Origin of the sequence: Brevundimonas sp. MF30-B, assembly GCF_004683885.1 — a bacterium.
GTDB lineage: Bacteria > Pseudomonadota > Alphaproteobacteria > Caulobacterales > Caulobacteraceae > Brevundimonas.
Genome location: NZ_CP038440.1, coordinates 974,898 through 999,329 on the forward strand (window position 1 = coordinate 974,898; position 24,432 = coordinate 999,329).

17 protein-coding genes are annotated in these 24,432 nt (G+C 68.8%); 8 read left to right on the forward strand and 9 right to left on the reverse strand.

Translation table 11 applies throughout. The features are described from left to right. Positions 1-11: 11 nt before the first annotated feature. From E4M01_RS04955 to E4M01_RS04965, 3 genes are all read right to left on the reverse strand, one after another. Positions 12-2,228, reverse strand: coding sequence for a prolyl oligopeptidase family protein (locus tag E4M01_RS04955; protein ID WP_135061949.1), 2,217 nt, complete (start codon positions 2,226-2,228; stop codon positions 12-14). A gap of 73 nt (positions 2,229-2,301) precedes the next feature. Then, a complete protein-coding gene (locus tag E4M01_RS04960; RefSeq protein WP_135061948.1) occupies positions 2,302-4,476 on the reverse strand; it encodes a prolyl oligopeptidase family protein in 2,175 nt (724 codons plus the stop codon). 87 nt (positions 4,477-4,563) lie between these two features. Continuing rightward, positions 4,564-5,358 carry a potassium channel family protein gene (locus E4M01_RS04965; protein ID WP_245158169.1) on the reverse strand — a complete coding sequence of 265 codons (795 nt, stop codon included), beginning with the start codon at positions 5,356-5,358 and terminating at the stop codon, positions 4,564-4,566. 98 nt (positions 5,359-5,456) lie between these two features. On the opposite strand from E4M01_RS04965, the gene dapF reads away from it, so the two are divergent. Both dapF and E4M01_RS04975 read left to right on the forward strand, forming a co-directional pair. Continuing rightward, positions 5,457-6,347, forward strand: coding sequence for a diaminopimelate epimerase (gene dapF / locus E4M01_RS04970; RefSeq protein ID WP_135061946.1), 891 nt, complete (start codon positions 5,457-5,459; stop codon positions 6,345-6,347). A gap of 75 nt (positions 6,348-6,422) precedes the next feature. After that, the gene (locus E4M01_RS04975; protein WP_135061945.1) at positions 6,423-8,693 is read left to right on the forward strand and encodes an NADP-dependent malic enzyme; all 2,271 of its coding nucleotides are present in this window, start codon (positions 6,423-6,425) and stop codon (positions 8,691-8,693) included. A 4-nt stretch (positions 8,694-8,697) separates the two neighbouring features. Here E4M01_RS04975 and E4M01_RS04980 read toward each other — a convergent pair whose 3' ends face one another. Next, positions 8,698-10,440, reverse strand: coding sequence for an MFS transporter (locus tag E4M01_RS04980; RefSeq protein ID WP_135061944.1), 1,743 nt, complete (start codon positions 10,438-10,440; stop codon positions 8,698-8,700). 44 nt (positions 10,441-10,484) lie between these two features. Next, complete coding sequence (locus E4M01_RS04985) at positions 10,485-12,002, reverse strand: response regulator (RefSeq protein ID WP_135061943.1); 1,518 nt, start codon at positions 12,000-12,002, stop codon at positions 10,485-10,487. 137 nt (positions 12,003-12,139) lie between these two features. Here E4M01_RS04985 and E4M01_RS04990 point away from each other — a divergent pair, with 137 nt between their 5' ends. Together E4M01_RS04990 and E4M01_RS04995 are read left to right on the forward strand one after the other, a co-directional pair. Beyond that, positions 12,140-13,375, forward strand: a complete 1,236-nt coding sequence (locus E4M01_RS04990) for an NAD-dependent epimerase/dehydratase family protein (protein ID WP_135061942.1) — start codon at positions 12,140-12,142, stop codon at positions 13,373-13,375. A gap of 8 nt (positions 13,376-13,383) precedes the next feature. Further along, positions 13,384-14,259 (forward strand): SDR family oxidoreductase, encoded by an 876-nt coding sequence (locus tag E4M01_RS04995; RefSeq protein WP_135061941.1) that lies wholly within the window; start codon positions 13,384-13,386, stop codon positions 14,257-14,259. Positions 14,260-14,307: 48 nt separating this feature from the next. On the opposite strand, the gene E4M01_RS05000 is transcribed toward E4M01_RS04995, so the two are convergent. After that, positions 14,308-14,913 carry an EipA family protein gene (locus E4M01_RS05000; RefSeq protein ID WP_135061940.1) on the reverse strand — a complete coding sequence of 202 codons (606 nt, stop codon included), beginning with the start codon at positions 14,911-14,913 and terminating at the stop codon, positions 14,308-14,310. Between the two features lie 359 nt (positions 14,914-15,272). After that, positions 15,273-16,619, reverse strand: coding sequence for a trypsin-like peptidase domain-containing protein (locus tag E4M01_RS05005; protein WP_135061939.1), 1,347 nt, complete (start codon positions 16,617-16,619; stop codon positions 15,273-15,275). Positions 16,620-16,757: 138 nt separating this feature from the next. Between E4M01_RS05005 and E4M01_RS05010 the strand changes: the two genes are divergently transcribed. Continuing rightward, entirely contained in the window at positions 16,758-17,165 is a 408-nt protein-coding gene (locus E4M01_RS05010; RefSeq protein WP_135061938.1) for a TadE family protein, read from the forward strand. 26 nt (positions 17,166-17,191) lie between these two features. Then, entirely contained in the window at positions 17,192-18,799 is a 1,608-nt protein-coding gene (locus E4M01_RS05015; RefSeq protein ID WP_209316075.1) for a TadG family pilus assembly protein, read from the forward strand. Here E4M01_RS05015 and E4M01_RS05020 read toward each other — a convergent pair. Continuing rightward, on the reverse strand, positions 18,796-19,554 hold the full coding sequence (locus E4M01_RS05020) for a phosphatase PAP2 family protein (protein WP_135061936.1): 759 nt from the start codon (positions 19,552-19,554) through the stop codon (positions 18,796-18,798). The genes E4M01_RS05015 and E4M01_RS05020 overlap by 4 nt on opposite strands. Before the next feature lie 247 nt (positions 19,555-19,801). Here E4M01_RS05020 and E4M01_RS05025 point away from each other — a divergent pair, with 247 nt between their 5' ends. Together E4M01_RS05025 and E4M01_RS05030 are read left to right on the forward strand one after the other, a co-directional pair. Continuing rightward, the gene (locus tag E4M01_RS05025) at positions 19,802-21,682 is read left to right on the forward strand and encodes a ribonucleoside-diphosphate reductase subunit alpha (protein WP_135061935.1); all 1,881 of its coding nucleotides are present in this window, start codon (positions 19,802-19,804) and stop codon (positions 21,680-21,682) included. A 159-nt stretch (positions 21,683-21,841) separates the two neighbouring features. Continuing rightward, positions 21,842-22,693, forward strand: coding sequence for a lipid A-modifier LpxR family protein (locus tag E4M01_RS05030; RefSeq protein ID WP_245158168.1), 852 nt, complete (start codon positions 21,842-21,844; stop codon positions 22,691-22,693). Between the two features lie 6 nt (positions 22,694-22,699). On the opposite strand, the gene E4M01_RS05035 is transcribed toward E4M01_RS05030, so the two are convergent. Continuing rightward, complete coding sequence (locus tag E4M01_RS05035) at positions 22,700-24,421, reverse strand: gamma-glutamyltransferase family protein (RefSeq protein ID WP_135061934.1); 1,722 nt, start codon at positions 24,419-24,421, stop codon at positions 22,700-22,702. Positions 24,422-24,432: the final 11 nt, after the last annotated feature.

Consider the following 24,432-nt stretch of genomic DNA (forward strand, 5'->3'; position numbering starts at 1 on the left):
CCCGACCGGTCTCAGTCCATCAGTTGCTGGGACAGATAGACGTAGTGCCGCGCCCAGCGACGGGCGTTGGCGACCGGATCGGCGTCGTTGGAGTGGCCGCCCGCCGTGTCCTCGAAATACAGGTGGTCGTGGCCCATGTCGCCCAGGCGCGCGGCGAACTTGCGGGCATGGCCGGGGTGGACCCGGTCATCGCGGGTGTTGGTCGTCAGATAGACGCGCGGATAGTCCACGTCGGGCCGCAGCTGCTGATAGGCGGAATAGCGGGCGATGAACTCGGCGTCGTCGGGGATGCGCGGGTCGCCGTACTCGCCGATCCACGAGGCGCCGGCCGGCAGCTCCTGGTAGCGCAGCATGTCCACCAGCGGGCTCTCGATGACCGCCGCGTTGAACAGTTCGGGATGTTGGGTGATCGACACCGACGTCAGGACCCCGCCGTTCGACCGGCCGTAGATGCCCAGTTGCTTGGGCGTGGTGATTCCGCGCGTCTGCAGATCGCGGGCGACCGCTGCGAAGTCGTCGAAGGACCGCTGGCGGTTCTCGCGCAGCGCCGCCTGGTGCCAAGCCGGTCCGAACTCGCCGCCGCCCCGGATGTTGGCTGAGACGAAGACGCCGCCGTTCTCCAGCCACAGCTTGCCCATCTCGGGCCGGTAGATCGGCGGGAAGCTGGCCTGGAAGCCGCCATAGCCGAACAGGATGGTCGCCGCCGGTCCCTGCTGGTCGCGCGGGCGGGTGACGAAATAGGGGATGCGCGTCCCGTCGGTCGAAACGGCTTCGAACTGCTCGACTACATGGGTCGAGGCGTCGAACTTGGGCGGGGTGGTTTTCAGCTCGGTCAGCGACGCGCCCGGCACGCTGGCCAGGTTCAGGGTCGCCGGCGTCAGGAAGCCTTGGGTCGAGACGAAGACCTCGCCGCGCGACTTGGAGCTGTCGCCCAGCCCGACCGAGCTGTTGGCCGGCACGGCGATGTCGGTGGCGCGCCACGCGGCGTGGCCGCGCGGGGCGCTGCTGTCGAAACGCTTCAGCGTGCCGACGACGTTATCGGACACCACGGCCAGGATGCTGTCGGACATGACGCGCACGCTGTCGATCGACTGGCGCTCGCCCGGCGTGAAGATGACGGCCGGGTCGCCGTTGGTGCGCGTCATCTCGGGCCGCGACAGATTGTCCAGCGAGGCGATGACCAGGGCTCCAGCCGGCAGGTTGGCCCCGCCGGCGGCCCAGTCCTGATCTAGCGAGAAGACCAGCTGACGTCCCATGGTCCCGTTGATGCCCACCCGTTCGGGCAGGTTAAGCTTGACGGCGCGCCCGTCGACCCAGCGCCAGGTCTCGGCGCGGAAGGTGTCCAGCGGGCGGCGGAACAGCACGGCTTCGACGTTGCCGTCCTTGTCGCGATAGACCGCCGGGCTGACGCCATAGCCGCCGTCGCCCTGTTCGCCGCGATAGACCTCGGTCGCCTGGGCCAGCGTCTGGCCGCGCTTCAGCGATTTGACGATGTAAGGATAACCTGACTCCGTAAGCGTGGGCCGGCCGTTCTCTGCGCCGAAGTCGGTGGCGATCAGCAGGGTGTCGCGGTCCAGCCAACTGATGCGGTGCTTGCCTTCCGGCAGCACGAAGCCGCCGTCCACGAACCGCTTGGTCATGGTGTCGAACTCGCGCACCACCACGGCGTCCTGGCCGCCGTCCGACAGATTGATCAGGCAGCGCGTCTCGTCCGGCGCCAGGCAGCTGACGCCCTTCCAGACCCAGTCCTTGCCCTCGGCGCGCGCCAGGGCGCCGACGTCGATCAGGGTCTCCCACTGAGGCGTTTCGGTGCGATAGCTGTCCAGCGTCGTGCGCCGCCAGACGCCCTTGGGATTGGCTGCGTCCTGCCAGAAATTGCCGACGCCGTCGCCCAGGAACGAGGGCGAGGGAATGCGGTCCGTGGCGGTCAGGATGGCCTGGGCCTGCTGACGGAAGGTCTCGTAGCGGCGGTCGCCCTCCAGCACGGCCAGGGCTTTGCGGTTGGATTCCGCGACGAAGGCCATGGCCTCGGCCCCGTCCACCTGCTCCAGCGCCAGATGATCGTCCGCCGCAGCGACGCCCGCCGGCGACAGGTCGGCCGGGAAGTGCGGGGCCGGCCCGCGCTGGGCCGCCTGCTGGGTCGCGGGCGCCTCGGCCATAGGCGCGGTGGTCGCGCAGGCGCCCAGCATCAGGGCCGGGATGGCGGCGGACAGGATCAGGTGACGCATGGATTTCAACTCCGCTCGTTCCGGCGCATGCCGGGAAACAGGTATGGGCGGCCGAAGCTGCCCGCGTTCAGGCCTATTGCTGCGCCGGTTCATCCATCAGGCGACGCGTCAGATAGGTGTATTCCAGCGCCAGCCGACGGGCGGTCTCGCGCAGGTTGGCGCCGGCCGCATGGCCGCCGTCGGTGTTCTCGTAGAACAGGACGGGATAGCCCAACTCCTCAAGCCGCGCGGCCGCCTTGCGGGCGTGCCCCGGGTGGACGCGGTCGTCCTTGGTCGAGGTGTGGATGAAGACCTCCGGATAGGGCTGGCCCGCACGGAGGTTCTGATAGGGCGAATAGCGCTCGATCCAGGCGCGCTGCTCGGGGATGTCCGGATTGCCGTATTCCGCGATCCAGCTGGCGCCGGCCAGCAGGCGATGGAAGCGCAGCATGTCGAACAGGGGCACCTGGATGACCGCCGCATTGATGAGGTCGGGCCGCTGGGTCAGCATCGCGCCCATGAACAGCCCGCCCTGCGAACCGCCCATGATGCCTAGGTGCGGCTGGCTGGTGACACCGCGCGTGATCAAGTCCTGGGCGACGGCCTGGAAGTCCTCGTGCGCGCGCTGGCGGTTTTCCTGAAGCGCCGCCTGGTGCCAACGCGGGCCGAACTCGCCGCCGCCGCGCGTATTGGCGATGACATAGACGCCGCCGCGCTCCAGCCACAGCTTGCCGACCGTCGGTGAATAGCCCGGCAGAAGCGACGACTGGAATCCGCCATAACCGTACAGCAGCGTCGGGTTGGACCCGTCCATCGCCATGGCGTCCTTGTGGACCACGAAATACGGGATCATCGTGCCGTCCGCCGAGCGGGCCTCGAACTGGTCGACCCGCATGCCAGTCGCGTCGAACTTGGCCGGCAGCGACTTGACCTGGGCCACGTCGCCGGTCGCCGCATCGGCCAGATACAGGCTGGACGGATTCAGATAGCCGGCGACGCTGACGAACACCTTGTCGTCGCGGTCGGAGGTCGAGCCGATGCCGACGGTGACGTTTTCGGGCAGGTCCAGCCGGGTGCGCGACCACTCGCCCGATGCCGAGGGCTCATAGACATAGACCGAGCCGCGCACGTTCTCGTACAGGGCCACCACCAGCTTGTTGCGGGTAGCCGAAACCGCCTCGACCGCCTCGCGCTCGCCGGGGCGGATGATCAGTTGGGCGGGCGCGGCCGGGTCGGCCAGCCAGGCCTCCAGCGGCCAGGCGATCACGTCGCCGGTGGTGAAGTTCTGGCCGGACGGGGCGGTCCAGTCCTGATCCGTGGTGACCACCAGCTGGCCGTTCACCAGGGCGTTGATGTTCGACTTGGCCGGCAGCTGCAGCTGGGTCGTCGTGCCGTCGTCGTTCAGACGCCAGGTCTCGCTTTCGTAGAAGTTGATCGACCGGTTCAGCAGCACCGCCTTCACCGCGCCGTCGGCGTCCCGCAGCGTGTAGCCCGAAACCGACACGTCGGTGGACTGGCCGCGGAAGACTTCCTGCGCCTGATCGACCGTCTGCCCGCGCTTCATCAGCTTGACGATCATCGGATAGCCCGAATCCGTCAGCGTGCCCTGGCCGAAATCGCGCGATATCAGCAGGGTGTCCTGGTCGATCCAGCTGGCGCCGCCCTTGGACTCGGTCAGCTCGACGCCGCCCGGCACGAAGGCCTTGGCCGCGATGTCAAACTCGCGGATCGTCACCGCGTCCTTGCCGCCGTCCGACAGGGAGACGAGGCAGCGGTTCTCGTCCGGAGCCAGGCAGGTCATGCCCTTGTAGACCCAGTTCTTGCCCTCGGCGGCGGCCAGGGCGTCGATGTCCAGGATCGTCTCCCACTGGGCCGCATCGGTGCGATAGCTGTCCAGCGTGGTCATGCGCCAAATGCCGCGCACATGCTCGGCGTCCTGCCAGAAGTTGGAGACGCGGCCGTCGTGGCGAAGGCCGGGCGACGGGATGCGGTCGCGCGACTGGACGATCTCCAGGGCCTGCTGATGCAGGGTTTCGTAGCGAGGGTCGCCCTGCAGCACGCCCAGCGAGCGGGTGTTCTGCTCATTGACCCAGGCCATGGCCCGGTCGCCGTCGACCTCTTCCAGCCACAGATAGGGATCGTCGGCCTCGGCGCTGGGGGCGGAGGGGGCGGGGGCCGGCGTGGGCGTCTGGGCCAAGGCGGTCGAACTCAGGCTGGTGGAGGCGAGAAGGGCGGCGAGCGCCCCGGCGGAAGCGAGCGAACGGATCATCGACAGGGCCCCGAGAGAAAACAGGGCGGCACCTTAACCACCGAAGGCCGACCGGCAAGCGGGCGCGACATTACGGCCCGGTAATGATCAGGCGCCCTCGTCGGGGATGGCCAGGGCCGTGCCACACGCCTTGCAATGCACAGCGTCGGGGTCGTGCTTCTGCAGCGCGCAGGTCGGACAGGGAAAGCGAACCTTGTGAGGCCGCAGCAGGGTTTGCCCCAGCCGCACGAATAGGGTCACGCCGGCCAGCATGATGACGATGGACACCACCCGCCCCCACGGTCCGGGCAGCAGGATGTCGCCATAGCCGGTCGTCGTCAGGCTGGTGACGGTGAAGTACAGGGCGTCGAGATAGCCGCTCAGCCCATCGGCGCGCCCCAGGAACCACGTGTAGACAAAACCGGTGGCCACGAAGACGAAGGTCACCAGCGCCGCCAGCGCCTTGACGATCTCTTCGACGCGGGTGTCGTCGTAGCGCCGGCCGACGGTGCGCCAGAAGAAGTCGGAGCTGATCAGGGTCCACAGCCGCAGCAGCCGCAGGAAGGCCAGGCTGAACAGCCAGGCGGGGAACAGCAGGGTAGCCAGGACGAACAGATCGACCCAGACGATCGGCTTCTTCAGCCAGTCGCGGATATCGGCGTAGGCCAGGGCGCGGGCCGCTAGGTCCGCCGCAAGCAAGGCAGCGATCAGATAGTCGACCGCATAGAAGACCCAGCCGCCTTCCTTGAGCACCGGTGCGGCGATGAAGAAGGCGATGATGGCGATGTCGACGACGATGACGGCCAGCCGGAACCGCACCGCCGGCGGCTGAGAGCCGTGGTAGAGGTAGCGCAGGCGGGCCCGCAGCCGCAGGCCCCCGCCGTTCGCTTCTGTATGACTCAAGCGCATCCCCGCTTCGTGGATCGGCCGGACCATAGAGCACGCCGCGCCTGCGCCAAGCCCTGCTCGAAACCTGCGCGCCGAGAGACTATATGCCACCCATGCCCCACGCTTCGCCCGGCCGTCCCTATGTCCGCATGAACGGCGCCGGAAACGATTTCGTCGTCGTCCAGGCCTTCGACGCACCGTTTCAGCCCGACGCCGAAGCGGTGCGGGCTCTGTGCGACCGCGCGTCGCCCACCGGCGGCTGCGACCAACTGATCGTGCTGGAGCCCACGCCGAATGCGGACGCCTTCATGCGGGTGTGGAACGCCGACGGCGCCAGCGTCGAGACCTGCGGCAACGCCCTGCGCTGCGTCGGCTGGCTGATGATGGAGGCGCTGGGCCGGGACGAGGTGCGGATCGACACGGCGGGCGGCCCCACCACCGCCCGTCGCCTGTCAGGCCGCGTCGGATCGGGAGATCACGAAGGGTCGACGAGCGCGGCCCAGATTCAGGTCGATATGGGCAAGCCGCGCCTGGACTGGACCGAGGTGCCGCTGGCCGAGGAGATGGACACGCGCGGCATCGAACTTCAGGTCGGGCCGATCGATGATCCTGTGATCCATACGCCGGGCGCCGTCTCGATGGGCAATCCGCATGTGGTCTTCTTCATGGACCATGCGCCCAACGACGCCTTCGTGCGCGGCTCGGGCTCTCTGATCGAGCATCACCCGCTGTTTCCAGAGGGGGTCAATGTCGGCTTCGCCCATGTCGAGGCGCCAGACCGCATCCGCCTGCGGGTCTGGGAGCGCGGCGCGGGCCTGACCAAGGCGTGCGGCACGGGCGCCTGCGCGGCCCTCGTCGCGGCTGCGCGACGCGGCAAGTCCGACCTGTCGGCGGATGTGGTGGTGGACGGCGGGGTGCTGCGCATCGATTGGGACGAGACGACCGGCCATGTGCTGATGACGGGGCCCGTGGAGGTCGAGGGCACCGGCGTCCTGCCGGCCTGAGGCGCCAAGGGCGGTTGTCCCTGGGGAAGGGGGGCTCTAGGACAGGTCTGCGCCCGCTTCAGACCCGAGACCCCAATGCCTGAACTGACCGACAAACAGACCTTCTCCGACGACGAGGCGCTGGACTTCCACCGCGTGCCGACGCCCGGCAAGATCTCCATGGCGCCGACCAAGCCCATGGCGACCCAGCGCGACCTGTCGCTGGCCTACTCGCCCGGCGTGGCGGTGCCCGTCCTGGCGATCGCTCAGGACGCCGACCGGGCCTACGACTACACCTCCAAGGGCAATCTGGTCGCGGTGATCTCGAACGGCACCGCCATCCTCGGCCTGGGCAATCTGGGCCACATGGCGTCCAAGCCGGTGATGGAGGGCAAGTCGGTCTTGTTCAAACGCTTCGCCGATGTCGACAGCTTCGATGTCGAGGTCAAGACCACCGACCCGGACGAGTTCGTCACCGTGGTCAAGAACATCGGCGACACCTGGGGCGGCATCAATCTGGAGGACATCAAGTCTCCCGAATGCTTCGTGATCGAGAGCGAGCTTCAGGACCTGCTCGACATCCCGGTCTTTCATGACGACCAGCATGGCACGGCCATCATCTCGACCGCCGGCTTGATCAACGCCTGCCACATCACCGGCAAGAAGCTGGAGGACGTGAAGGTTGTGCTGGCGGGCGCCGGCGCGGCGGGCCTGTCGTCCATCGCGCTGATGAAGGCCGTGGGCGTGCGCGCCGAGAATACCGTCATCGTTGACCGCGACGGCGTGGTCTACAAGGGCCGCGACGGCGTCGACCAGTGGAAGGCGGCGCACGCCACCGACACGCCGCACCGCACCCTGGCCGAGGCGATGGTCGGCGCCGACGTGGTCATCGGCCTGTCTGCCAAGGGCGCGATCACCAAGGAGATGGTGGCGTCCATGGCGCCGCGTCCGATCATCTTCGCCATGGCCAACCCCGACCCGGAGATCACGCCCGAAGACGTGCTGTCGGTGCGCTCCGACGCCATCATCGCCACGGGCCGGTCCGACTACGCCAACCAGGTCAACAACGTGCTGGGCTTCCCCTACATATTCCGGGGCGCCCTGGACGTGCGCGCGCGCCAGGTGAACCACGAGATGAAGGTCGCCTGCGCCCAGGCCCTGGCCGCCCTGGCGCGCGAGGACGTGCCGGACGAGGTCGCCGCCGCCTATCGCGGCCGCAAGCTGAAGTTCGGGCCGGACTACATCATCCCCACGCCCTTCGACCCGCGCCTGATCTGGTACATCCCGCCTTTCGTCGCCCAGGCGGCGATGGACACGGGCGTGGCCCGCAAGCCCATCGAGGACATGGACGCTTACCGCACCGAACTGCGCCAGCGCGTCGATCCGTCGGCCTCGCTGATGCAGAAGATCTCGTCCGCCGTGCGGGCGGGGGCGAACAAGCGCGTGGTCTTCGCCGAGGGTGAAGAGACCTCCGTCATCCGCGCCGCCTGGGGCTTCAAGCAGGCCGAGCTGGGCACGCCGATCCTGGTCGGCCGCGAGGATCTGATCCGCCAGAACGCCGCCGAGGCCGGGCTGAACTTCGACGACTTGGGCATCGAGATCGTCAACGCCCGCGTCTCGACCCACAACATGGACTACACCGACTGGCTGTATGAGCGGCTGCAGCGCCGGGGCTATCTGCGCCGCGACGTCCAGCGCATGATCAATCAGGACCGCAACTACTTCGGCGCCGCCATGGTCGCGCGCGGCCAGGCCGACGCCATGGTCACGGGCGTGACCCGCAACTTCAACATGGTGCTCAAGGAGGTTCGGCGCGTGCTGGACGTTCAGGACACCCTGATCGGCCTGTCGATCGTGCTCGCCAAGGGCCGCACCCTGTATGTGGCCGACACCTCGATCCACGAGCTTCCCGACGCCGCCGAGCTGGCCGAGATCGCCATCAAGGCGGCGGCGACGGTGAAGAAGCTGGGCCGCGAGCCGCGCGTGGCCTTCCTGTCCTACTCCACCTTCGGCAACCCGCCGGGCGACCGTGGCGAAAAGGTGCGCGAGGCCATCCGCATCCTGGACGGCATGAACGTCGACTTCGAATACGAAGGCGAAATGCCGCCGGAGCTGGCGCTCGATCCCGAGGCGCGGTCGTCCTATCCGTTCATGCGCCTGACGGGCGACGCCAATGTGCTAGTCATGCCGGCCATCCACTCGGCCTCGATCTCGACCCGTCTCGTCCAAGCGCTGGGAGGCGCGACCGTGATCGGCCCGCTGCTGGTGGGACTGGAGAAGTCGGTGCAGATCGTGCCCCTGGGCGCCTCGGTCAGCGAGATCATCACCGCCGCCACCTTCGCCGCCTACGACGAAAGCGTGGCCTGACCGGTCAGGCCGGGGTTTCGGCCCCGGCGCGCTCCGACTCGGCCTCGGCCGCGCGGGCGTCGATCTCGGGTTGGCGGCGCGCGATCATGAAGGCCAGCACCACGGCCACCGCGCCGATGGCTACGGAATACAGGAAGAAGCTGGCGTAGCCGGCGCCCAGCGAGGCTGGCGTGACGCCTGCGATCTCGGCGCCCCTGGCCAGCGCGCCTTCGGGCAGACGGTCGAACATCGGCCTGAAGGCGGCGGTCAGGCCGCCGGCCTCGGCCATGCGCGCCGAGCCCTCGACGATCCGCCCGCTCTGCGAGGCGATGATCTTGCCGAAGATGGCGTAGAGCGAACTGAACAGGGCGTACTGGGTGGCGGTGAAGCCCGCCGCCGTCAGGCTGGACATATAGACGATCAGGGCCGTGCCGGCGAAGCCGGTGGCGAAGTTGTCGATGGTGATCGAACCATAGAGCGCCGGCATGGACGCCCCCTGTGTCGCCAGCCAGATGAAGACCAGGTTCGACAGCGGACTGGCGAACACGCCCATCACCATGGTGCGCAGGATGCCGAACCGCGTCACTGCCCAGGCCCCGGCCGAGATGCCGGCCAGCGAGGCGACCACGCCATAGACCTTACGCACCTCGGCGATCTCGGTCAGGCTGAACCCCAAATCGATGTAGAAGGGATTCATCAGGTTCAGCACGAAGTCCGACAGCCGGTACATGCAGATCAGCGCCAGGATCAGCAGACCGAACTTGGTCCCGAACCGCCCGAAGAACTCGCCCAGCGGCTGACCATAGGCGCGGCGCAGATAGACGCCCGGCCGCGTCTGACGCCCGGGCAGGGGCACGCAGGCCAGGGCGATCAACCCCAGACCCGCCACCACGGCCGGGAACTGGATGAAGATGCCGGTCTCGCGCGATTCCCACACCGCCTTGAAGGATTCGGCCGCCGCGTCCGACTGTCCGAACAGGTGCAGCGCCGCGTTCAGGAAGGTGGCGTTGGCCGCCAGACCCGAGCCGGCGATCAGGGCGCCGATCAGGATCAGCGCAAGACGCCCGCCCCATTCGAACACCTCAAGGGCCGGGCGCGCGACCATGTCGGCGACCACGCTGGGGCGCGGCGGCTGGGTCGGCTCTCGCGGCGCCAGGATCGTCGCGCCGACGGCGACCAGCATGCACCCGGCCATCACGGCGTAGGAGAAGTTCCAGCCGTAGGAGTCCGCCAGCACCAGCGGCAGGGCGCCGGCAGTGATCATGGCGATGCGGTATCCCCACTGATAGGCGGCGGCCATGGTGCCGTAGAGCGGCGTGTCCACCACCTCGATGCGCCAGGCGTCTATGGCGATGTCCTGGGTCGAGCCGGCGAAGCCGACCAGCACGGCCAGAAGCGCCACCTGGCCCAGGTTCAGCGCCGGATCCGATCCCGCGATCAGCCACAGGCCGACGATAATCAGCACCTGCATGGCCGCCATCCACGACCGCCGCTGACCCAACAGGCGGCCCAGCAGCGGAATCCGCACGCGGTCCACCACCGGGGCCCATACGAACTTCAACGCATAGGACAGGGTGGCCAGGGCGAAGACGCCGATGGTCTGCAGCGACAAATCCGACTGGCGCAGCCACGCCGACAAGGTGTCGAAGATCAGGAAGAAGGGCAGGCCCGCCGCCGCGCCCAGCAGCAGCATGACGAAGACGCGGCGGTCGCGCAGGGACTTGATGAAGTCCCAGGTGGTCGGCCGGCTCTTGGCGGCTGCGGTCATTCTCGAGGCGTCCCCGGATCAGGCGCCCCCGCGCCGTTGTCGGGTCAGACCTTGGCGCGCGCCGCTGCGTTCGTCCAGCGGGCCAGGGCGGCTTTCAGCGCCTCGGCCTCAAGCGGCTTGACCAGATGGTCGTCCATTCCGGCGTCCAGACAGGTCTTGCGGTCCTCGGCGAAGGCGTTGGCGGTCAGGGCCAGGATCGGCGTCTGGTCGCCCGTGGCGCGGATGGCGCGGGCGGCGGCGGGGCCGTCCATGCCCGGCATTCGCATGTCCATGAACACCAGGTCGTAGCGGGCGCGTTTCAGCGCCTCGACCGCCTCGCGGCCCGAAGCGGCGGTCTCTACCGCGCAGCCCTCGCGCTTCAGCAGGGTGGCGGCCAGCAGGGCGCCGACCGGATTGTCCTCGACCAGCAGCACCCGCACCCCGGCGAAGCGGATCGGCGTGACGCGGTCGTCCTCGCCGCCGCGCGCGTCGGCCCGCGCCTCGCCCGCCGCGGCCTGCACCCGCTCGACCAGGGACCGGCGGCGTAGCGGCTTGATCAGATAGCCATGGAAGCCCGCCGCCCGGTAGCGGACGATCAGGTCGCGTTCGGACGGTTTCAACAGGATGATGGCCTGGCCGTCAGGCCGTTCGGCCAGGTCGCCGGCCGCCGCGCCCGCGTGATCGACCAGCGTCAGGGGCCCGGTCGTGGCCACCTCGGCGCCCGAGGCCTGAAGCTGGCTGACCGCGGCGTCGCGCACCAAAGGATCGGGCGACCGCACGGCCACCGTGAAGTCGTCCAGGCCGCGTTCGCGCCGGCCCGGTCCCGCGATGGGCAGGGCGGCCTCGAAGCGGAAGCGGGCGCCGACGCCATCGGGCCGATCCTCGACCCAGACGCGGCCCTCCATCGCCTCGGCCAGCTTGCGCACCACGGCCAGGCCCAGGCCCGCGCCGTCGAAGCGGGCGGCGTCGGAGGAATCGGCGTGGCCGAACTCTTCGAAGATGCGGGTGCGCGCTTCGGCCGGCACGCCTGGGCCTGTGTCGTCGACGACAAAGGCCAGCCGGGGCCGCGCGCTGGTTCCGCCGGCTCGCTCGACGTGGATGCGAACTCCGCCCGACGCCGTGAACTTAACCGCGTTGCCGGCCAGATTGAACAGCACCTGGCGCAGGCGCGCCTCGTCGGCGATCACGTCGGGCGCATCGGCCGCGACGGACCAGGCGATCTCTATGCCCTTGTCGTGGGCGCGGGGGCTGAGCAGTTCGGCCACGCCGCGCACCAGTCCCTCCAGGTCGACCGGCGCGGGATCGAACTCCAGCTTGCCGGCCTCCAGCCGGGCGTAATCCAGCAGATCGTTGACCAGACCCAGCAGATGCTCGGCCGACGCCCGCGCCGCCTCGGCGTAGGCGCGCTGCGCGCCGTCCAGGCGTGTTCGGGTCAGAAGGCCCAGCATGCCGATGACCCCGTTCAGCGGCGTACGCATCTCGTGGCTCATCAGTCGCAGGAACTGCTGCGCCGGCTCGCCCTCGGGCGGAGCGAACAGGTCCGGTTCCGCCTTGTCGATTGTCCGCGTCGCCCGTCTGGCCATCCTGGTCCCCGCCGCCCGTGCCCGTGCGGAACCCACACTGGCGCCCAAGGCTTAAGAACCGCTGATCTTTTCAGGCGGCTTTTCGCGCCTCAACCGGTGCGCTACCGAAGGCGCAGGCACTCCAGCAGGATTTGACGATGCGCGTTCTCATTCTCGGCGGCGACGGCTTCTGCGGCTGGCCGACGGCGCTACACCTCTCAGCCCGGGGATGGGACGTGACGGTGGTCGACAACCTGTCGCGCCGAAACATCGACAATGAGCTCGAAGTCCAGTCGCTGACGCCGATCCGCACCATGGGCGAGCGTATCGCGGCCTGGAAAGAGGTCTCGGGACGCGACATCGGCTTCGTCAACATGACGGTCGGCAAGGAATTCGACCGGCTGGTCGCAGTAATCCGCGAGCTGAAACCCGACAGCATCGTCCACTTCGCCGAGCAGCGTGCGGCGCCCTATTCGATGAAGTCGGCGCGCCACCGTCTCTACACTGTCGACAACAATCTCAACGCCACCAACCATCTGCTGGCCGCCATGGTCGAGAGCGGGCTGGACATTCACCTGGCCCACCTGGGGACCATGGGGGTCTATGGCTACACGACCGCCGGCCTGCGCATCCCCGAAGGCTATCTGAAGGTGACGGTCGACACCGACCACGGCCCGACCGAGCAGGAGATCCTGTTCCCGCCGAACCCGGGCTCGATCTACCACATGACCAAGACGCAGGACGCGCTGCTGTTTCAGTTCTACGCCAAGAACGACGCGGTGCGGATCACCGACCTGCACCAGGGCATCGTGTGGGGCGCCCAGACTGAGGAGACTCGCCAGGACGAGCGGCTGATCAACCGGTTCGACTATGACGGCGACTACGGCACGGTGCTGAACCGCTTCCTGATGCAGGCGGCGGTGGGCCATCCGCTGACGGTGCACGGCTCGGGCGGTCAGACGCGGGCCTTCATCCACATCCAGGACACGGTGCGCTGCGTCGAGCTGGCGCTGAAGAACCCGCCCAAGTCGGGCGAGCGGGTCAAGATCCTGAACCAGATGACCGAGAGCCGGCGCGTGCGTGACCTGGCCCGGATGGTCGCCGACATGACCGGCGCCGAGATCGCCCACCTGCCCAACCCGCGTCAGGAGGCCGACGAGAACGAACTGGTCGTCGCCAACGATCAGTTCCGCGACCTGGGCCTGAAGCCAATCACCCTGGCAGAGGGTCTGATGGCCGACGTGACCGAGATCGCCCGCCGCTACGCCGATCGCGCCGATCGGTCGCGCATCCCCTGCGTGTCCGCCTGGAACACCCGCCGCGCCGAGGCGCTGAACGCCGAGCCCGTTCCGGCCGTCTCGACCACGGCCGCCGCCCACAGCCGCATCGCCTGACCTGATCCATGACCACGACCGCCGCCGACCCGACCGCCCTGCTTGTCTTTGGAGGCGGCTGGCTGGGCGAGGCGGCGGCCCGCGAGGCGATCCGGCGGGGCGGACGCGCCATTGCCACCTCGCGCGACTCTGACCGCCGCACGGCCTTGCAGGCGGTGGGGATCGAGGCCGTGGACCCCAATGACGGCCAGGCGCTGCGCGTGGCGGTGGAGCAGGCGCAGGCCGTGCTGATCACGGCCCCGCCGGACGTCGGCGGCTGTCCCGGCCTGCGCGCCTTGGCGCCTCTGGCTGGACGGGCCTGGCCGGACTGGATCGGCTATGTCTCCTCCACCAGCGTCTATGGCGATCGCGGCGGCGGCTGGGTGTTCGAGGACGGCGCGCTGAACGCCGCCACGCTTCAGGGCGCGCGCCGGGTCAGGGCCGAGCGCGACTGGCTGGATGGCGCCCAGGGCATGGGGCTGACCGTGCAGATCTTCCGCCTGCCGGGGCTGTACGGACCGGGGCGCAGCGTCATCGACCGACTGCGCGACGGCTCGGCAAAACTGGTGCGAAAGCCCGGCCAGATTTTCAATCGCATCCATGTGGACGACGCGGTGTCAGGACTGTTCGCTTCCATGGCCCGACCCAACCCGGGCCGCGCCTATACCCTGACCGACGACGAGCCGGCCCCGGCCGACGAGGTGATGGCGTGGACTGCGGACCGCCTGGGCCTGCCCCAGCCGCCGGAGGTGGACTGGACGGACCCTTCGGTCAGCGAGGGCATGCGCCGCTTCTACCTGGATTCCAAACGGCTCTCGAACGCCCGCGCCAAGGCCGAACTCGGTTGGCGGCCGCGCTATCCCAGCTATCGCGAGGGGCTGGAAGCGATCCTTGCTGCAAGCTGACGCAGGCACGCTCAAGTCGCGGGCGACCGCGTCGCGAGCATAGCGCCCTTAGAACGGCAGAATATTCCGCTGGCGGCTGTAGGCCATGGTGCCGACGTTGGCGCCCAGGCGCAGGCCCACCCCGGTGCGGATGGGGGCCAGGACGATGCCGTCGGCGCGCTGGTAGTTCACGCCCAGGCCGGCCACCAGATAGGCCGAGCCCTCGACGCCGGGGTAGCGGCGATACAGCATGTCGGGGTGGTACAGACCGTAGACCAGGGTGAAGACCCGGCTGGCGTTGCCGCCGATGTCCCAGCCGATCGAAATGCCCTGCCAGAACACCTCCTGAGAGGCGCTGAGGTCCTTCATGTGCAGGGCGCCGCGCCCGTAGCGCAGGCCGACGGCGGCCGCCCCGGCGCCTTCCTCGCCTGCTATGTAGGCCGTGGGGCGGTCGCCCTGATCTGCGAACACGCGTTCGACCGCGCGACCCACGGTCTCGGCGGCGATGCCCAGCTCGCGTGAGCCGGCGGCCACTAGTTCGTCAAAGGTGTAGGCCTGAGCCTGCTGGTCCGATCGGATCGGATAGTCGGGCTCGACCGGGCGCGAGGCGCAGGCGCCCAGCGACGTGGCCGCGGCGGCGGCGAAACCGGTCTGGATCAGGTGGCGGCGATGCATGGCGGGCGCTCCGAGCGACGGTGACAGCTTGACCGCGAGGGTCTGCGGCCTTTGCGGCAGACTTGGGGCTTCAGGGTTAACGAGACCTTGCGCTTGGGTCGATCGACAACCCTGCCCAACAACAATTCGCATCCGACACGAAATGGCCCCCTTTCGGTCCATCGTGCGCCCGCTTGGCCGCCGAAAGACGAACCATCGGCCTGTCGGAGTTCGGAGCGATCCCGGATCCTGAACAGCCCCCCCAGCCCCCCTGGATCACTCCATCAAGGGCTTCGACGGGCCGATGCTTCCTCCAAGCGAGACGCCCGCTCCGCCACCCCTCCCCCTCCCGGCAGAGCGGGCGTTTTGCTGTCTGGGGTTCAGCCGGCGCGTGGAGCGAGGGTGATGTCCATCCGTTCGTCGCCGCGCCGGACCTGCAGCGCACGCGCGCCTGCGGTCAGAGCGGCGGCCGCCTCTGAAAGGGCGCCAGCCGCTTGGCCGTCGATCAAGACAATACGGTCTCCGGCGACCAGGCCGGCGTGGGCGGCGGCCGAGCCGGCTTCCACCGAGGCGACCTGCACCTCTCCGTCGCCGTCGGCTCTCAGCGTCGCCCCGTGGGCGACCACGGCGTTCTTGCCGACCACCACCGCCGGCGCCTCGCCATCCTCGACCACCAGGGCGGCGGTGCGCTCGCGGCCGTCGCGCAGATAGGCGAGGGTGAGGCGAGATCCGGGAGCGGCGATCCCGACGCTGGCCTGGACCGACCCGGCGTTGGCGACGGGCCGATCCTGGATGCGGGTGATGATGTCGCCGCGTTCAAGACCTGCGCGCTCGCCGGGCGAGCCAGGCGCGACATCATCGATCACGGCGCCCCTGACCAGCCGCAGGCCCAGTTCGCGGGCGCGCTGAGCGTTCAGCGAGCCCAGGATAAGGCCGGTCCGGCCGCGCTTGACCTCGCCGTTCCGGCGCAGCTGATCGGCGACGTACAGCATGATCCGCGTGGGGACGGCGAAGGCGATGCCGTCGTTTCCGCCGCCCATGCCGCCCGACAGGATGGAGGTGTTGATGCCGATCAGCCGCCCTCGGCTGTCCAGCAGAGGTCCGCCGGAGTTGCCCGAGTTCACCGCCGCATCGGTCTGGATATAGTCCTCGACCGCGTCGCCCAGGCCCGATCGGCCCAGGCCCGAGACCACGCCCATGGTCAGCGTCTGGTCCAGCCCCAGGGGATAGCCGACGGCGAAGGCCAGGTCGCCCGTGCGAAGTTGGTCCGAATCGGCCACCTCGACCTGGCTGAGGTTCAGCGCGCCCCGATCGTCGGGTTCGATCTTCAGCACGGCGATGTCGGTGGCCTTGTCCACGCCTATCAGGGTGGCGTCGAACAGGCGGCCGTCAGTCAGATCGACTGTGAACGTCTGGCCGCCCTCGACCACGTGATTGTTGGTGACGATGATGCCCTGAGCCGCATCGATGATGACGCCCGAGCCGCCGGAAACGGGCTTGGGTTCGTTTTCGCCTGACGCGGGCCCCCGGGACTGGCCGAGCGTCGTGACCTGGACCACTGCAGGGAGGCTGCCCTGCAGGCCGGCGGCGAAGGTCAGCACGCCGCGCTGCGCATCGTAGATTGCGGAAGGCGGCCTTGCGTCCTGCGCCGGGGCAGGGGTCGCGATCACGACGGACAGGGCGGCCAGACTGCAGGTGAGTCTGGCGGCATGGCGGGCTGCGGGCATGAACAGTCGGTCCTCGGCGAAGCGGACAGCCTATCGACACTAGGTCGGAGAAGGGAAGAGGGACGAGGTTACACGTTAAGCGCGAGAATTAGCTTAAACTTAACCTCCGATTGCGAATCTTCGAACCGGAGGTCGTCTATGCGCAACAGGTCGTGGATATCGGATCGAACCGGCTCAGCGGCAGTCGAGTTCGCCATCGTCGGGCCGGTGTTCGTGCTGATGCTGGCCGCTATGGTCTTATACGGCGGTTGGTTCTGGCTGGCGCAGTCGGTTCAGACGACGGCCTCGGAGGCCGCGCGCGCCGCTGTCGCAGGACTGGATGAGTCCGAACGCGAAAGCTTGGCCCAGGCGGTGGCGGCCAGGGTCGGCGGCGCAGGCCTTGAGCCTCAGCGGCTCCGCCTTGCGGTTCGGGCCGAGGGTGACATTCTGACGGTGGACGCGGCCTACGACGCCAGCCACCACCCTGTGATGATGCTCAAGGGCCTTTTGCCGTCGCCGCCGGCCACCATTCATCGGTCGGCGGTGATCCGCGCGGGCGGGGCCTGAGGATGTGGGCCGACCAACGCGGCGGCGTGAGCATAATGGGATGCGTGGCGGCCGCCCTGGCCTGCGCGCTCGCCGCTCTGACCATCGACGTGGGGTCGGTCGCCTTCGAGGCCCGGCGCTTGCAGACGGCGGCGGACCTGGGCGCCCTGGCTGCGGCGCGCGATCTTGAGCGCGCCGAGGCCGCAGGCTTGGCGACCGTCAGGGACAATCTCGGCGACCGGGCCCGGGCGACGGTCGAGCGCGGCGTCTACTCGCCTGACCCCGCCTTGGCCCCGGCGGCTCGCTTCTCGCCCGCCGAAGTCTCCGCCAACGCCGCCCGGGTGACCGTGCGCGCCGAAGCGCCGCTCTACTTCGGCCGCTGGGTGCTGGGACGGACGAGCACGCCGCTGGTCCGCAGCGCACGGGCTGCCCGCAGGGCCGAAACACCCGTCGCCGCCTTCTCGCTCGGCTCGCGCCTGGCGCGGCTGGACGGCGGGGTGGCCAACCAGCTGCTCAGCGGCTTGACCGGCTCGAACGTGGCCCTGTCGGTCGCGGACTATCAAGCCTTGGCTGACGCCCAGATCGACCTGCTGGGTTTTTCGCGCGCGTTGGCGACCGAGGCTGGGGTATCGGCCGGCCGTTTCGACCGCCTCGCCGACGCCGAGATCGACGGCCCCGCCCTGACGCGCGCTTTGTCTCAGGGCTTGAATGGCCAGGCGGCGTCGGCGCTTTCGCGCGTCGGAGCGGCCGCCGGCGGACGACGCCTGCGAGTCGGCGACCTGGTGGCCCTGTCGGGCGCGGGCGCGAGCGCCGGGCTGCAGCGGCTGGATGTCAGAATGTCCGCGCTGGACGTGTTGTTTGCGGGGTTGGAGACGGCCAATGGAGACCGGCAGCTCGCGCTGGATCTCGGCGCGCGCGCAGGATTGGCGAAGCTGGACGCATGGCTGGCCGTCGGCGAACGACCGAACGGCTCCCCTTGGCTGGCGGTCACCGACGACGGCGAGCCGGTGCTCACCACCGGTCAGGCGCGGCTGTACATCCGCGCCACTACGGCCCAGTCGCTGTCCGGGCTGGCGCGGGTCGATCTGCCAATCCTGGTCGAACTGGCGCCGGCGCAGGCTCGACTTGGGCGGATCCGATGCATGCTCGTTGAGAGCGTGGACATCCAGGCGCGTCCCGGCGTGGCTCGCGCACGGATCGCGACGGTCGATACGCGCCGGCTGTCAGATTTCAGGACCCCGCTTCAGACGCAGAAGGCGACGCTGCTGTCCGTCGCCGGCCTGGTCACCCTGACGGCTCAGGCCGACCTTGAGGCGGCTGACCCAAGGTTCCAGACGCTCAGCTTCGACAATAGTGACATCGTCGCCCAGCGCGTGAAGTCTGTTTCGTCCCGCGCATTCGCAGGCGGGCTGGCGGCCTCGCTGATCCAGCGGCTGAACGTGGATGTGCGCGTCATTGGACTGGGCTTGGGCCTAGGCAATCTGACCCAGGCGCTGAACGCGCTGCTGACGCCCCTTGGACCCGTGCTGGACACGGTGGTCAATGCGGTGCTCGACCCGTTGGGTCTGAAGTTCGGCGAGGCGGAGGTAGCTGTCCACGGCGTGCGCTGTCCCGAGCGTGCGGCGAGCGCCGTCACTGCGGTACTGGTCGGCTAGACTTCGGGCGCTGCGGCTTCCGGCGAAGGCTCGTCGCGGAGGGCCGAACGGCGCGACAGGCGTTGGGCCGCATAGGCCGCCAGCCACAACGCCATGGCCCAGGCGGCGCCCACGCACCAGCCGGCGATGACGTCCGTCGCCCAATGCGCGCCCAGATAGACGCGGGTCACCCCCACCAGGAGGGCCAGCACGACCCCGACACCCAGAGCGTAGGCCTTGAACCTGCGGCGCGGGAAGGCCTGGGTCAGCATCACGCCAAGCGTCAGGTAGAAGACCGTCGCAAGCAGGGCGTGGCCCGAGGGGAAGCTGGCGTTCAGCGTTTCCACCACCTGAACCTCTACCGGGGGGCGCTCGCGTTCGAACACGGCCTTCAGGCCTTCGCTCAGAAGGACTCCGCCGGCCAGGCCCGCAACGAGCAGCACGGCGGACAGCCGCTTGCTCGTCATGATGAGGAAACCCACGGCGATCAGGGCGAACAGGCCGAGCACTGAAATGCCGCCTAGGGAGGTGATGTCGGCCGCGGCCTCATGCAGCCACCACGGACCCCACGGGCGTCCCGGATCATCGGCGTAGGGGCGAAGGATGTCCAGAATGGCGCGGTCGAACCGCCGTCCCTCTTCGTCGGCCATCAGATCCGCCAGTTCGATGAAGGCCAGCACGCCTCCGGTCAGGACCAGAAGCGCGGTAAGTGCGGCGATCTCGGCGCGGGCCAGACGGCAGGCGCGCCAGACATGGGAGCGGAGCTCGGCGATCATGGCCAAGCTCAATGGACATGACGGCCCGGCGTTCCATCCAAAGAATTTCAAGGCGTGTGGATAAGAGCCCTACCCCAGCGAAACGCCCCGTTGGCGGGACGCGAATCGGATCTGCGCCACGGTCAACCGCAAAAGGAGGGGCGATGCAAAATATCAGCTCTTGGCGCCTCCTCAAACCGGTGATTTAGTCGTTGTTAAGCAGACCGAACACAAGATGTTGTGTGCGAGGCAGGCGAAGGGGGCTTTTATGGCTGGCGGCGAAGCGTTGAAGACGGTGGAAATCCAGACGGTTGCGACGACGGAACCTGTTCGTCCCCAACTCTCCGTCGTGCCCTCGATCCAGCTGGACCGATCGCGCGATGACCTGCTGACTGACTTCGGCAAGAAGACGCTGGAAGACCGCTATCTGCTGCCGGGCGAGTCCTATCAGGACATGTTCGCCCGCGTTTCCACGGCCTACGCGGACGACCACGAGCACGCCCAGCGCGTCTATGACTACATGTCCAAGCTGTGGTTCATGCCCTCGACGCCCGTGCTGTCAAACGGCGGCGCGGATCGCGGTCTGCCGATCTCCTGCTTCCTGAACGCCGTGGGCGACTCGCTGGACGGCATTCAGAACGTCTGGAACGAGAACGTATCACTGGCCTCGAACGGCGGCGGCATCGGCACCTACTGGGGCGGCGTTCGCTCCATCGGCGAGAAGGTCAAGGGCGCGGGCCAGACCTCGGGCATCATCCCCTTCATCCGCGTGATGGACTCCCTGACCCTGGCGATCAGCCAAGGCTCGCTGCGTCGCGGCTCGGCCGCCGTCTATCTGGACGTCCACCACCCCGAGATCGAAGAGTTCCTGGAGATCCGCAAGCCGTCGGGCGACTTCAACCGCAAGTCCCTGAACCTCCACCACGGCATCAACATCACCGACGCCTTCATGGAGGCGGTGCGCGACGGCCGGACCTTCGACCTCGTTTCGCCCAAGACGGGCGAGGTCCGCAAGACAGTCGACGCCCGCTCGCTGTGGCAAAAGATCCTGGAGATCCGCCTGCAGACCGGCGAGCCCTATCTGATCTTCTCCGACACGGTGAACCGGCAAATGCCGCAACACCAGAAGGACCTGGGCCTGTCGGTCAAACAGTCCAACCTGTGCTCGGAAATCATGCTGCACACCGGCCGCGACCACCGGGGCGTGGACCGCACCGCGGTCTGCTGCCTGTCGTCGGTCAACGCCGAGATGTTCCTGGAGTGGCGCGAGGAGCCTCGCTTCATCGAGGACGTGATGCGCTTCTTGGACAATGTGCTGGAAGACTTCATCCAGCGCGCCCCGGCCGACATGAAGGCCGCCGTCTATTCGGCCAAGCGCGAGCGCTCGGTGGGCCTGGGCCTGATGGGCTTCCACTCCTTCCTGCAGTCGCAGGGCGTGGCCTTTGAATCGGCCATGGCCAAGTCGTGGAACATGCGCCTGTTCAAGCACCTGCGTCGCGAGGCCGACAAGGCCAGCGTCAAGCTGGCTGAAGAGAAAGGCCCTTGCGAGGACGCCGCCGAACGCGGCGTGATGGAGCGGTTCAGCCACAAGCTGGCGATCGCCCCCACCGCCTCGATCTCGATCATCTGCGGCGGCACCTCGGCCGGCATCGAGCCGATCCCGGCCAACATCTACACCCACAAGACCCTGTCGGGCTCGTTCGCGGTCAAGAACCCGTATCTGGAAGAGCTGCTGGACGCCAAGGGCCAGAACACCGACGCCGTCTGGTCCTCGATCCTGGAGCACGAGGGCTCGGTCCAGCATCTGGATTTTCTGAGCGACGACGAGAAGTCGGTCTTCAAGACCGCCTTCGAGCTGGATCAGCGCTGGATCGTCGAACTGTCGGCGGATCGCTCGGCCGACATCTGCCAGGCCCAGTCGGTCAATCTGTTCATCCCCGGCGACGTGAACAAGTGGGACCTGCACATGCTCCACTGGCAGGCCTGGGAGCGGGGCGTGAAGTCGCTCTACTATCTGCGCTCCAAGTCGGTTCAGCGCGCCGCCTTCGCCGGCGCCGAGGACAAGGCTGAGGCCGAGGTCGACCTGAACCAGCCCGACCTCTTCGCCGTCGCCAAGACGGACTACGAGGAATGCCTGGCCTGCCAATAGGCCGGTAACGTCCCCGTCAGACGACGATGGCCGCGGAACGATCTGCAAGGACGCCGCGTTTGCCGCCTGATGTCAGGATCGTGTCCGCAAAATGGCCGTAGACTCCCCGCCGTCAACCGGTGCAGGGTGACGCGTGCCGGCGGATCGAGGGGACCGTTGATGCGTGCATTGGCCGGGATGGCGGGACTGGGAGCGGGGGTGGCCATGGCGGCTGCGGCCTCGGCTCAGAACTATGTCCCCTCGGCCTGGAGCGATCCGGCCGGCGATCAGATCACAAACACACTGATGCGCCTGGACCGCCAGGCGCGTTTTGAAGCCGCCCTGGATGGGCCGTTCGGCCCGGCGGTCGACGTGGAGGCGACAAGCCTGTCCGACACCCCGTTCGCGGCGGCGAGCCGTCGCGACGCCTGGTTTGCGGGCGACGGCTTCGCAGACCGGGTCAGCCTGACGACCACCGGCCTCGCGCGCCGCGGGGACGGCGCGCCCCTGCCAGCCGCAGCGGGTCAGGCCGTCCGACTGGACGAGAGCGGATACGATCTGCGCTATGTTCGGGGCTGGACAGGTCCCGCCAGCCGGACGGCCTCGGGCCTGGAGGTCAGCCTTACGCCGCACGCGGGAGTGGGTCTGGGGTCCGAAGGCCGCTCCGCCGAGGCCGGCGCGACCTTGCGCATCGGTTCGGGCCTGAACAGGCTGGTGCAGGACGGACAAGAGGCTTTCGGCGAGCGGCCGCGGTGGTATCTCTACGCCGCCGGATCCGGCCGGGCGGTCGGCTACAACTTCGCCCGGAACCGTGATGGCGACTTCGCCCGCTCGGGCGTCAGCCACGACTCTGGAACCTTCATGGGCGACGCGTCGGTCGGCGTCGCCTTACGTCGTGGCCCTGTGCAGAGCTCCTTCGGCGTGGTCTATCGCAAGATCAAAGTGCGGGGCTTGCGTACCGGACATGGCGACGACACCGACGCGACTGAAGGTCTGGTCGCCTTCCAGCTGTCGATCAAGCCCGGCCGCTGATCCGCGCTACTGCGTGCGCGCCACGCCCTCGCGGCGGGTGTCCGCCCCGCCGTCCCACCGTCCATTCCGCCACACACCGCCGTGCAGGCCCGAGGTCTCCGACGCATTGGGGCGCAGAGCCATGCCGGCATCGGCCAGGGCGTCGCGCACAGCCGGATCGAACAGGGCGGTGTCGGCCCCCACGCTTTCACCGCGCACAACCAGATTGGGCAGGTCGAAGGCCTGCTGCAGCGGCAGGCCCCAATCCAGCACGCCGATCAGCGCCTTGGCGTTATAGGCTAGGATGGAGTTGCCGCCGGGCGATCCCAGGGCGGCGACGAAGCGTCCCTGGCTGTCCAGCACGATCACCGGGCTCATCGACGAGCGCGGCCGCTTGCCCGCCGCCACCGCATTGGCGGCTGGGCGGCCTTGCGCGTCCGTCGGCGTCAGGGAGAAGTCGGTCAGCTGATTGTTCAGAAAGAAGCCGCCCGCCATCCGGCCCGATCCAAAGATGCTCTCGACCGTGGTGGTCATGCTGACCGCATTGCCCTGGGCGTCCACCACGACGAAGTGCGAGGTGCCGGCCGGCTCTCGCGTGGCGTCGGCGCCGGTGAAGACGCCGCCGGGCGGATTTCCCGCCTCAGGCGCGCCGCGCAGGCCGGGAACCAGAGCCGCCCGCGAGGCGACGTAGCCGTCATCCAGCAGACCTTGGACCGGCACGCGGGCGAAGGCGGGGTCGCCGACGTAGCGGTCGCGGTCGGCGTACATCAGCTTCTGCAGACGGCCGAAGGCGACCCAGGCCTCGGGGCCGTTCGGACCGCGCTGGATGTCCGGGGTCTTCTCGGCCATGGCCAGCAGCTGCAGCAGCGCCAGGCCGCTGGACGGCGGCGGTGGGACGCAGACGACATAGACCCGATAGGGCCGGCACAGGGCGCCGCGCTCCAGCGGCTCATAGTCGGCGATGTCCGCCTCGGTCAGGGCGCCCGGCCGCGGATCGCGGCGCACGGCCTGGACAATCTCGCGAGCGATGCGGCCGGTCTGAAGGGCGGCGGCGCCGTCACGGGCAATGGCCGAGATGGTCTCGGCGTAGGCGGGGTTCCTCAGGGTGTCGCCGGCCTGATACGGCTGGCCGTCGGGCCGAGTGAAATAGGCGCGGGCGTCCGGCGTCGCGGCCTGGGGCGCGCTGCTCGAGATCATGCCGGCCAGGCGCGGGCTGACGACGAAGCCGTCGCGGGCCAGACGTTCGGCGTCGGCGAACAGCTCGGACCAGGGCAGCCGCCCATGATCCTTCTGGGCCTGGGCCAGCATCGGCAGGGCGCCCGGCGCGCCGGTCGAGCGGCCCGACAGCACCGCGTCGCGGAAGTCCAGCGGCCGGCCGTTCTCGAAAAACAGCTCCGGCGTGGCCGAAGCCGGGGCCGTCTCGCGGCCGTCATAGGCCGTGATGTCGCCGGTGGCGGCGTCGAAATGCATCATGAAGGCGCCGCCGCCCAGGCCCGAGCTCTGCGGCTCGACCAGCCCGAGCACCGCCTGGATCGCCACGGCCGCGTCGACGGCCGAACCGCCGGCGTTCAGCACCTTCAACCCCGCCTCGACCGCCAGCGGATTGGCCGCCGCCACAAACGGGCCGCGCGCCGGCGGAGCGGTCGGCGCCTCGGTCGGCGTCGGCGCGGTGGTCACAACGGGCGCGCAGCCGGCCAGCAGGCCGATGGCGGCCAGGGTGGAGGCCAAGGTGCGGATCGGGCGGCGCATGGCGGGCTCCG

What these genes read in the sequence shown, in the direction of transcription:
- E4M01_RS05030 (WP_245158168.1), top strand. Translation starts at nt 21,842, where the DNA reads ATGCGTGCATTGGCCGGGATGGCGGGACTGGGAGCGGGGGTGGCCATG.
- E4M01_RS04975 (WP_135061945.1), top strand. Translation starts at nt 6,423, where the DNA reads ATGCCTGAACTGACCGACAAACAGACCTTCTCCGACGACGAGGCGCTG.
- E4M01_RS05010 (WP_135061938.1), top strand. Translation starts at nt 16,758, where the DNA reads ATGCGCAACAGGTCGTGGATATCGGATCGAACCGGCTCAGCGGCAGTC.
- E4M01_RS04995 (WP_135061941.1), top strand. Translation starts at nt 13,384, where the DNA reads ATGACCACGACCGCCGCCGACCCGACCGCCCTGCTTGTCTTTGGAGGC.
- E4M01_RS05005 (WP_135061939.1), bottom strand. Translation starts at nt 16,619, where the DNA reads ATGCCCGCAGCCCGCCATGCCGCCAGACTCACCTGCAGTCTGGCCGCC.
- E4M01_RS04955 (WP_135061949.1), bottom strand. Translation starts at nt 2,228, where the DNA reads ATGCGTCACCTGATCCTGTCCGCCGCCATCCCGGCCCTGATGCTGGGC.
- E4M01_RS05035 (WP_135061934.1), bottom strand. Translation starts at nt 24,421, where the DNA reads ATGCGCCGCCCGATCCGCACCTTGGCCTCCACCCTGGCCGCCATCGGC.
- dapF (WP_135061946.1), top strand. Translation starts at nt 5,457, where the DNA reads ATGCCCCACGCTTCGCCCGGCCGTCCCTATGTCCGCATGAACGGCGCC.
- E4M01_RS04960 (WP_135061948.1), bottom strand. Translation starts at nt 4,476, where the DNA reads ATGATCCGTTCGCTCGCTTCCGCCGGGGCGCTCGCCGCCCTTCTCGCC.
- E4M01_RS05000 (WP_135061940.1), bottom strand. Translation starts at nt 14,913, where the DNA reads ATGCATCGCCGCCACCTGATCCAGACCGGTTTCGCCGCCGCCGCGGCC.
- E4M01_RS05025 (WP_135061935.1), top strand. Translation starts at nt 19,802, where the DNA reads ATGGCTGGCGGCGAAGCGTTGAAGACGGTGGAAATCCAGACGGTTGCG.
- E4M01_RS04990 (WP_135061942.1), top strand. Translation starts at nt 12,140, where the DNA reads ATGCGCGTTCTCATTCTCGGCGGCGACGGCTTCTGCGGCTGGCCGACG.
- E4M01_RS05020 (WP_135061936.1), bottom strand. Translation starts at nt 19,554, where the DNA reads ATGATCGCCGAGCTCCGCTCCCATGTCTGGCGCGCCTGCCGTCTGGCC.
- E4M01_RS04985 (WP_135061943.1), bottom strand. Translation starts at nt 12,002, where the DNA reads ATGGCCAGACGGGCGACGCGGACAATCGACAAGGCGGAACCGGACCTG.
- E4M01_RS04980 (WP_135061944.1), bottom strand. Translation starts at nt 10,440, where the DNA reads ATGACCGCAGCCGCCAAGAGCCGGCCGACCACCTGGGACTTCATCAAG.